At 71.1% G+C, this 8,733-nt stretch carries 6 protein-coding genes and 1 pseudogene; 1 reads left to right on the forward strand and 6 read right to left on the reverse strand.

Translation table 11 applies throughout. The features are described from left to right. The 6 genes and pseudogenes from GWI24_RS34965 to iolC form a co-directional block, all read right to left on the reverse strand. A pseudogene (locus GWI24_RS34965) lies at window positions 1-999 on the reverse strand (hypothetical protein); the annotation flags it as partial. A 189-nt stretch (window positions 1,000-1,188) separates the two neighbouring features. Further along, complete coding sequence (locus GWI24_RS34970; RefSeq protein ID WP_210950065.1) at window positions 1,189-2,685, reverse strand: CoA-acylating methylmalonate-semialdehyde dehydrogenase; 1,497 nt, start codon at window positions 2,683-2,685, stop codon at window positions 1,189-1,191. A 28-nt stretch (window positions 2,686-2,713) separates the two neighbouring features. Further along, the gene (gene iolD / locus GWI24_RS34975) at window positions 2,714-4,600 is read right to left on the reverse strand and encodes a 3D-(3,5/4)-trihydroxycyclohexane-1,2-dione acylhydrolase (decyclizing) (protein WP_210950066.1); all 1,887 of its coding nucleotides are present in this window, start codon (window positions 4,598-4,600) and stop codon (window positions 2,714-2,716) included. Next, entirely contained in the window at window positions 4,597-5,502 is a 906-nt protein-coding gene (gene iolB, locus GWI24_RS34980) for a 5-deoxy-glucuronate isomerase (protein ID WP_210950067.1), read from the reverse strand. Before iolB ends, iolD begins: the two co-directional genes overlap by 4 nt. Window positions 5,503-5,531: 29 nt before the next feature. Further along, a complete protein-coding gene (locus tag GWI24_RS34985) occupies window positions 5,532-6,419 on the reverse strand; it encodes a deoxyribose-phosphate aldolase (protein ID WP_210950068.1) in 888 nt (295 codons plus the stop codon). 84 nt (window positions 6,420-6,503) lie between these two features. Further along, entirely contained in the window at window positions 6,504-7,451 is a 948-nt protein-coding gene (iolC, locus tag GWI24_RS34990) for a 5-dehydro-2-deoxygluconokinase (protein ID WP_210950069.1), read from the reverse strand. Between the two features lie 282 nt (window positions 7,452-7,733). On the opposite strand from iolC, the gene GWI24_RS34995 reads away from it, so the two are divergent. Further along, a partial coding sequence (locus tag GWI24_RS34995) for a substrate-binding domain-containing protein (RefSeq protein WP_210950070.1) occupies window positions 7,734-8,733 on the forward strand: 1,000 nt, incomplete at its 3' end.

Raw genomic sequence — 8,733 nt, forward strand, 5'->3', positions numbered from 1 at the left:
ACCCTCCGGGGGCTCGCCCGCCGGGGACGCCGGGGCCACGGCCACCACCACGACCGCCGCGCACCGGGTGTCCCGGGCGGCCTCTCCGTACCGCTCCAGGAAACGCTCCCCGGCCGCCGCACCCGCGGCGTCCTCCGGCAGCTCCAGCAGAAAGACACACCGGGTGCGCCGCCGGCGCCGCCAGGGCGAGATCCGGCCCGGCCGCGCCGCGCGCCGCAGATCCGCCAGCAGCGCGCGCAGCAGCAGCTCCTCCCAGCGGCCGACCGCCGCCTCCCCGTCCCGCGCGCGCTCGGCGCGCACCAGCCGCGCGGCGTTCTCGAAGAACTCCTCGGCGGTGCGGCCATGGCTGATGCGCCGCCAGTCCGCGTACCAGCCGCGCCGGGTGGAGCGCAGCAGCAGCCGGGTCCGGCGCCGCCCCCACCACCAGCGCGGCAGCAGCTGGAAGAGGGGCCGCACCAGCAGCCGGCGCAGCTCCGCGATCCAGCCCGGCCCGGCCGTGCTGCCCGCCGCGCTGTCGCCGCCTTCGCCGCCGAGCGTCCACAACGCCCGCAGCAGCGGCCCTCGTTTGAGCCGCTGTGCGTAGCAGTGGTCGCGCAGCGCGCCACCGTCCGGCTCGGCGGCCCGCGGGTCCAGCGCCTGCTCGACGATGTCCCGCATCAGGAGGAAGTCGGTGAGCCGCAGACCGCCGGTGCGGCGGGGCACATCGACGCACAGCTCCCGGCCGAGGTCCAGCGTCAGCGGCCGCCGCCCGGCGGCCGCGCGGATCTCATCGGGGCCCAGCGCCGCGTACGGCACCCGCTTGGCGCCGTCCGGATAGAGCATCCGGCGCAGCTCGCGCATCGCCCGATGGGCGCGGCCCGGCGCCCCCTCGCCGCTCGCGAGCAGCAGCACGGGCGGCAGCAGATCCCGCGCCTTGGCCTTTCGGTCCCGAGGCACCACGGCGCCCTTGAACGCCTCGATGAACTCCTCGGTCCCTTCCCCCTCCGTGAACCCAGGCACGTCGGCTCCCCCGCTTTCCCCCGGCTTCCCGCGCTTGTTGCGCCTGGGATCCCCGCCCGTCACAACGGCGAAACCCCCTGCCGGACCGGGTCCGGCAGGGGGCGGGGAAACCACTCAAACGTGCGAATCACACGTCACATACGCCTCAGTGGTTCCGCAGCTACGCCTCGGCGCTTCTTCGTCTGCGCCTCAGTGGTTCTTCGGGAAGCCGAGGTTGATGCCGACCTCCTCCGACGGCTCCGGCCAGCGCGTGGTGACGACCTTGCCGCGGGTGTAGAAGTGCACCCCGTCGTTGCCGTAGATGTGGTGGTCGCCGAAGAGCGAGTCCTTCCAGCCGCCGAAGGAGTGGTAGCCCACCGGCACCGGGATCGGCACGTTGACGCCGACCATGCCCGCCTCCACCTCCAGCTGGAAGCGGCGGGCGGCGCCGCCGTCGCGGGTGAAGATGGCCGTGCCGTTGCCCCACTGCGAGCTGTTGATCAGCGCGATGGCCTCGTCGTAGGTCTCGGCGCGCACCACGCACAGCACCGGGCCGAAGATCTCGTCACGGTAGGCGTCGGCCGTCGGCGGGACCCGGTCCAGCAGCGAGACGCCGATGAAGAAGCCGTTCTCATGGCCCTCCACGGAGTATCCGGTGCCGTCCACGACCACCTCGGCGCCCTGGGCCGCGGCCCCGTGCACATAGGAGGCGACCTTGTCGCGGTGCTCCTTGGTGATGAGTGGGCCCATCTCGGAGGCCGGGTCGTTCCCGGGCCCGATCCGCAACTTGGCGGCCCGGTCGGCGATCTTCTTCACCAGCTCGTCGCCCGCGTCGCCGACCGCGACCACGACCGAGACCGCCATGCAGCGCTCACCGGCCGAGCCGTAGGCCGCGTTGATGGCGTTGTCCGCCGCGAAGTCCAGGTCGGCGTCGGGCAGCACCAGCATGTGGTTCTTGGCGCCGCCGAGCGCCTGCACCCGCTTGCCGTGCTCGACGGCCCTGGACTGGATGTACTTCGCGATCGGGGTCGAGCCCACGAAGCTGACGGCCGCGACGTCCGGGTGCTCCAGCAACCGGTCGACGGCCACCTTGTCGCCGTTGACCACGTTGAGCACCCCGTCCGGCAGCCCCGCCTCGGAGGCCAGCTCGGCCAGCCGGTGGGAGGCCGAGGGGTCCTTCTCGCTGGGCTTGAGGATGAAGGTGTTACCGCAGGCGATGGCCACCGGGAACATCCACAGCGGCACCATCGCCGGAAAGTTGAACGGAGTGATGCCCGCGACCACACCCAGCGGCTGGCGGATCGAGGAGACGTCGACCCCGGTGGAGACCTGGGTGGACAGCTCGCCCTTCAGCTTCTCGGCGATCCCGCAGGCCAGCTCCACGATCTCCAGACCGCGGGCCACCTCGCCGAGCGCGTCCGAGTGGACCTTGCCGTGCTCGGCGGTGATCAGCTCGGCGATCTCGTCGCGGTGGGCGTCCAGCAGCTCGCGGTACTTGTAGAGGATCGCGGTGCGCTTGGCGAGCGACACCGTGCCCCAGGAGCGGAACGCCTCCTTGGCCGCGGCCACGGCCGCGTCGACCTCGTCCACGGAGGCCAGGGCGACCTGGGTGTCCTGGGCGCCGGTGGCGGGGTTGTAGACCGGCCCGTACGCGCCGGTCGCGCCCTCGACGGTCTTTCCGCCGATCCAGTGGTTGACGGTCTTCATGGGTGCGGAGCCTTTCTCTCGGAAAACGTCAGAGGTGGCGGCGGCGTGCGGCGGCCTGCCGGTCGTAGTCCTCGCGGGCCTTCACGGCGGCCGGACGGGTCGCGGTCTGGGCGACAGGCACATCCCACCACGCCTGCGCCTCGGGTGCGCCGGACACTGTGTCGGCCGTTTCGGTCTCCACATAGACACATGTGGGCCGGTCCGAGGCGCGGGCCGCGGCGAGCGCCTCCCGCAGCTCGCCCACGCTCTTCGCGCGCAGCACGTCCATGCCCAGCGAGGCGGCGTTGGCGGCCAGGTCGACCGGGAGCGGATCGCCGGTGTACTGCCCGTCGGCCGCCCGGAAGCGGTAGGCGGTGCCGAAGCGCTCGGCGCCGGTGGTCTCCGACAGACCGCCGATCGAGGCGTAGCCGTGGTTCTGGAGCAGCACGATGTTGATGTTGATGCCCTCCTGGACCGCGGTGACGATCTCGGTGGGCATCATCAGATACGTACCGTCCCCGACCAGCGCCCAGACCGGGGTGCCGGGTGCCGCGAGCCGTACGCCGATGGCGCCGGGGATCTCGTATCCCATACAGGAGTAGCCGTACTCGAGGTGGTACTGGCGCGGGGAGCGGGCGCGCCACAGCTTGTGGAGGTCGCCCGGCAGCGAGCCCGCCGCGTTGATCACCACGTCCTCGTCGCCGACGACCGCGTCCAGCGCGCCCAGGACCTGGGTCTGGGACGGGCGGGCGGTCTCGTCCTCGGCGGCGTACGCGGCGTCCACCCGGCGCTCCCACGCGGTCTTCCCGGTGCGGTACTCGGCCTCGTACGTCTCGTCCACCCGGTGGCCCGCCAGCTCGGCGGTGAGCGCTTCGAGCGCGGCGCGGGCGTCGGCGACCACCGTGGTGGCTCCGAGCTTATGGGCGTCGAACGGCGTGATGTTGAGGTTGAGGAAGCGGACCGCCGGGTCCGCGAACAGGGTCGCGGAGGCGGTGGTGAAGTCGCTGTAGCGGGTGCCCACGCCGATGACCAGGTCGGCGGTGCGGGCCAGGTCGTCCGCGACGGCGGTGCCGGTATGGCCGATCCCGCCGATGTCGGCGGGGTGGTCGTAGCGCAGCGACCCCTTGCCCGCCTGGGTGGAGGCCACCGGGATGCCGGTCGCGTCCACGAGGGCGCGCAAGCTGTCCTCGGCCTCGCTGTGGTGGACCCCGCCGCCCGCGACGATCAGCGGCCGGCGGGCGGCGCGGATCGTCCGTGCGGCGGCGGCCACCTCGGCCGCCTCGGGGACGGGGCGGCGGACGTGCCACACCCGGTCGGCGAAGAACTCCTCGGGCCAGTCGAACGCCTCGGCCTGGACGTCCTGCGGCAGGGCCAGTGTGACGGCGCCGGTCTCGGCCGGGTCCGCCAGCACCCGCATGGCCTGGAGCGCGGCCGGGATCAGCGCCTCGGGGCGCATCACCCGGTCGAAGTAGCGGGAGACCGGGCGCAGCGCGTCGTTCACCGAGATGTCGCCCGCGTACGCCACTTCGAGCTGCTGGAGCACCGGGTCGGCGGGCCGGGTGGCGAAGATGTCGCCGGGCAGCAGCAGCACCGGCAGCCGGTTGACGGTGGCGAGCGCGGCACCGGTCACCAGGTTGGTGGCGCCGGGGCCGATGGAGGTGGTGACGGCCTGGGCGGCGAGCCGGTTGCTCTGCCGGGCGTAGCCGACCGCGGCGTGCACCATCGCCTGCTCGTTACGGCCCTGGAGGTACGGCATGGTGTCCGGCCCGGACTCCAGCAGCGCCTGGCCGAGCCCGGCCACATTGCCATGGCCGAAGATCCCCCAGGTGGCGTTGATCAGGCGATGCCGTTGCCCGTCCCGCTCGGTGTACTGGTGGGCCAGGAACTCCACCAGCGCCTGGGCGACGGTGAGGCGGCGCACTGCCGAACCGTTCATCGTGGGTCTCCAGCGGGTGCTTGATAGAGGGGCAGACGGGGGTCGACGGGCTGGTCCGGCCAGGTGGAGCGGATCCAGGCGTGGTCGGGGTGGTCGCAGATGAGCCAGGCGCGCTCCGCCTCCGGGCCCGCCATGACGTTGAGGTAGTACATGTCATGCCCGGGGGCGGCGATGGAGGGGCCGTGCCAGCCGTCGGGGATCAGGACGGTGTCACCGGAGCGGACCTCGGCGAGCACATCGGTGCCGCGGCCGTGACCGGACGGGGAGACCCGCTGATAGCCGACGCCCTCGTTGCCGTGGGCCTCGGCGATCTCGAAGTAGTAGATCTCCTCCAGCTCGCTCTCCTCACCGGGGCGGCACTGGTCGTGCTTGTGCGGCGGGTACGAGGACCAGTTGCCGCCCGGGGTGAGCACCTCGACGGCGATCAGCTTCTCGCACTCGAAGACGCCCGCGGCGCCGAAGTTGTTCACCTGGCGCGAGCAGTTGCCGCTGCCGCGCAGCTCGACGGGGACGGCGGAGGCCGGTCCGTAGCGCGCGGGCAGCCGGCGCTCGCAGCGGGCGCCGGTGAGCGCGAAGCGGCCGCCCGCGCCGCTGGCGATCTGGGCGTGGGAGTCGCGCGGCAGATAGACGAAGTCGCTCACCCCGCTGAACACGCTCTCCCGGCCGTGCAGTTCGAACGTCTCGCCCTCGGCGATCACGGTGCAGCCGCCGCTCAGCGGCAGCACGATCCACTCGCTGTCCCCGGTGGCCAGGGAGTGCGAACCGCCGGGCGGCAGATCGAGGACCCGCAGGCTGGAGTAGCCCCAGCCGGCCCGCTCGGGGTCGATGTCCACGGCGTAGGGGCCGTCGGCCGCCTTGCCGGCCTGCACATGGAAGCCGGGGAACGGATCGGTGGTGGTCATGGCGTGAAGTCTCTGCCTTTCTTACAGCGTCACAGCAGGCCGACAGCGGTGTCCACGGCGGTCTCGACACTGCCCTCCGCCGGATAGAGCAGGGAGCGGCCGACGACCAGCCCCTGCACGGTGGGCAGATCCAGCGCCTTGCGCCACTTCTCGTACGCCTCCTCCTGGTCCTGCGGAGACTTGCCCACGTCACCGCCGAGCAACACCGCCGGAAGGGTGCTCGTCTCCATCACCGCCGCCATCTCGTCGGCGTCGTCGGTGACCGGCACCTTCAGCCAGGTGTAGGCGGAGGTTCCGGCGAGGCCGGAGGCGATGGCTATGGACTTGGTGACGGCCTCGGCGGACAGGTCGTTGACTACCTTTCCGCCCGTCCGCCGGGAGATGAACGGCTCGACGAAGACGGGCAGCCGCCGCTCGGCCATCTCGTCGATGGCGCGGGCCGTGGTGACCATGGTGGTCAGCGAACCGGCGTCCTCGTAGTCGATGCGCAGCAGCAGCTTGCCGGCGTCGAAGCGGAGGCGCTCGATGTCCTGGGGGCGGTGTCCGGTGAACCGGTCGTCGAGCTCGAACGAGGCCCCGGCGAGGCCGCCTCGGTTCATCGAGCCCATGACGACCTTGCCGTCGAGCGCGCCGAGCAGCAGCAGGTCCTCGAGGATGTCGGCGGTGGCGAGCACCCCGTCGACCCCGGGCCGGGACAGCGCCACGCACAGCCGCTCCAGCAGATCGACCCGGTTGGCCATGGCCAGCTTGTGGCCGCCTACGGCGAGGGCGCCGCGCGCCGGGTGATCGGCGGCCACGATCATCAGACGGCCGCTGTCACCGATGAGGGGGCGGCGGACCCGGCGGGCGGCCGCCTCGGCGATGGCCTCCGGGTGGCGGCTGCGCACCGTCACGAGGTCGGAAACGCTGATACTCAAAGTACTTCCTCTCTTTTCGAGGCTCGGTTCGACGGGGACACCCCGCAGCGACGGGCCAAGCGGCCTTACCGCCGGCCCCCGGGGTCAGTCCCCCGCCAGCAGAGCCTCGACCTCCGCTTCCGTGGGCATCGCGGAGGAGCAGGCGAGGCGGGACGCGACGATGGCGCCCGCCGCGTTGGCGTACCGCATGACGCGCTCCAGGGGCCAGCCCGCGAGCAGCCCGTGGCACAGGGCGCCGCCGAACGCGTCGCCCGCGCCGAGTCCGTTGACCACCTCGACCGGGACCGGCGGGACCTCCGCGGTGGTGCCGTCGCGGTGCACGGCGAGCACCCCGCGCGGGCCCTGTTTGACGATGGCGATCTCCACCCCCGCGTCCAGCAGCGCCTGCGCGCACGCCTTGGGCTCGCGCGCACCCGTGGCGATCTCGCATTCGTCCACGTTGCCGACGGCGACGGTCGCATGGCGCAGCGCCTCGGCGTAGAAGGGGCGGGCGGTCTCCGGGTCGGCCCAGAACATCGGCCGCCAGTCGAGGTCGAAGACGGTGGTGCCGCTCTTGGCGCGGGCGGCGAGCGCGGCGAGGGTGCTGGTGCGGCTGGGCTCCTCGCTGAGCCCGGTGCCGGTCATCCAGAAGATCCGGGCGGCGCGGATGGCGTCGAGGTCCAGCTCATCGGCGTGGATCTCCAGATCGGGTGCCTTGGGGCGGCGGTAGAAGTACAGCGGGAAGTCGTCCGGCGGGAAGATCTCGCAGAAGGTGATCGGGGTGGGGTACTCCTCGACGGGGGTGACGAAGCGGTCGTCCACCCCGAAGGCCCGCAGCTCCTGGTGGATGTAGTCGCCGAACGGATCCGCCCCGGTGCGGCTGATCACCGCGGAGCGGTGGCCGAAGCGGGCCGCGGAGACCGCGACATTGGTCGCCGAGCCGCCGAGGAACTTTCCGAACGATTCAACCTGCGGCAGTGGCACACCGGTCTGCAGTGGATAGAGGTCCACTCCGATGCGGCCCATCGTGATCAGGTCGTGCGGCTTACTCATGCCTGCCCCTTCGGGAAAGACGCAGCTCAGGGTCTGGTGCTCAGAACTCCGGGATCCACCCCGGCCCTTCAGGTCTAGACGTGTGCCCCGCCCACTGTCAAGACTTTGTCATTACATACGGACGTAATCATCCAGCCTCATGGGGCGTGTTATCACCTCGTTACGTCCAGATGAAATGTTGTCATGACAAAACCTTGACAGTGGCCACCCGCGGGGAGAGGCTCCCGTTCTGCAACGGCCGTGCTAATTCGACGGACCTGGCTTTGAGAGGTGCTGGAACGGATGGACCTCAGACTCAATCGACACCGCAGAGCGGGCCTCGCCGCACTCGTCACCGCAGCCGCCCTCCTGGCGGCGGGCTGCAGCAGTCAGGGTGGCAAGAAGGCCCAGGAAGCCGACGACGGCATCGCGGCCGGGAAGGCCGACACCCCGCGGATGAGGATCGCGATGATCACCCACGCCGCCCCCGGGGACACCTTCTGGGACACGGTGCGCAAGGGCGCCAAGGCCGCGGCGGCCAAGGACAACGTCGACCTCGTCTACTCCAGCAACCCCAACGGAGCCGACCAGGCCAACCTGATCCAGAACGCGATCAACCAGAAGGTCGACGGCATCGCCGTCACCCTCGCCAAGCCCGACGCCATGAAGGGCGCGATAGCCAAGGCGAAGAAGGCCGGGATCCCGGTCGTCGCCTTCAACGCCGGACTCGACCAGTGGAAGGACATGGGTCTGCTGGAGTACTTCGGCCAGGACGAGAACATCGCGGGCCAGGCGTTCGGCAAGCACCTCAACGAGATCGGTGCCAAGCACAACATCTGTGTGATCCAGGAGCAGGGCCACGTCGCCCTCGAGGCCCGCTGCGCGGGTGTGAAGAAGAGCTTCAAGGGCAAGACCGACACCCTCTACGTCAACGGAACCGACATGCCGTCGGTCAAGTCGACGATTTCCGCGAAGCTCAAGCAGGATTCCAGCATCGACTACGTCGTCACCCTGGGCGCCCCGTTCGCCCTGACCGCCGTGCAGTCCGCGAAGGACGCGGGTGACAAGGCCAAGGTGGCCACCTTCGACCTCAACAAGGACCTGGTCTCCGCCGTGCAGAACGGCGACGTCCAGTTCGCCGTCGACCAGCAGCCGTACCTCCAGGGCTATCTGTCCATCGACTCCCTGTGGCTCTACAAGAGCAACGGCAACTTCAGCGGCGGCGGCGAGCAGCCCGTGCTGACCGGCCCCGCGTTCGTCACCAAGGACAACGTGGACACCATCGCCAAGTTCGCCCAGAAGG

It is taken from the genome of Streptomyces sp. MK37H (assembly GCF_018035285.1).
In the GTDB taxonomy this organism is placed as follows: Bacteria; Actinomycetota; Actinomycetes; order Streptomycetales; family Streptomycetaceae; genus Streptomyces; species Streptomyces endocoffeicus.

Excerpts from the sequence above, each read along its gene's own strand:
- GWI24_RS34970 (WP_210950065.1), bottom strand. The coding sequence starts at position 2,685 with ATGAAGACCGTCAACCACTGGATCGGCGGAAAGACCGTCGAGGGCGCG.
- iolB (WP_210950067.1), bottom strand. The coding sequence starts at position 5,502 with ATGACCACCACCGATCCGTTCCCCGGCTTCCATGTGCAGGCCGGCAAG.
- iolC (WP_210950069.1), bottom strand. The coding sequence starts at position 7,451 with ATGAGTAAGCCGCACGACCTGATCACGATGGGCCGCATCGGAGTGGAC.
- iolD (WP_210950066.1), bottom strand. The coding sequence starts at position 4,600 with ATGAACGGTTCGGCAGTGCGCCGCCTCACCGTCGCCCAGGCGCTGGTG.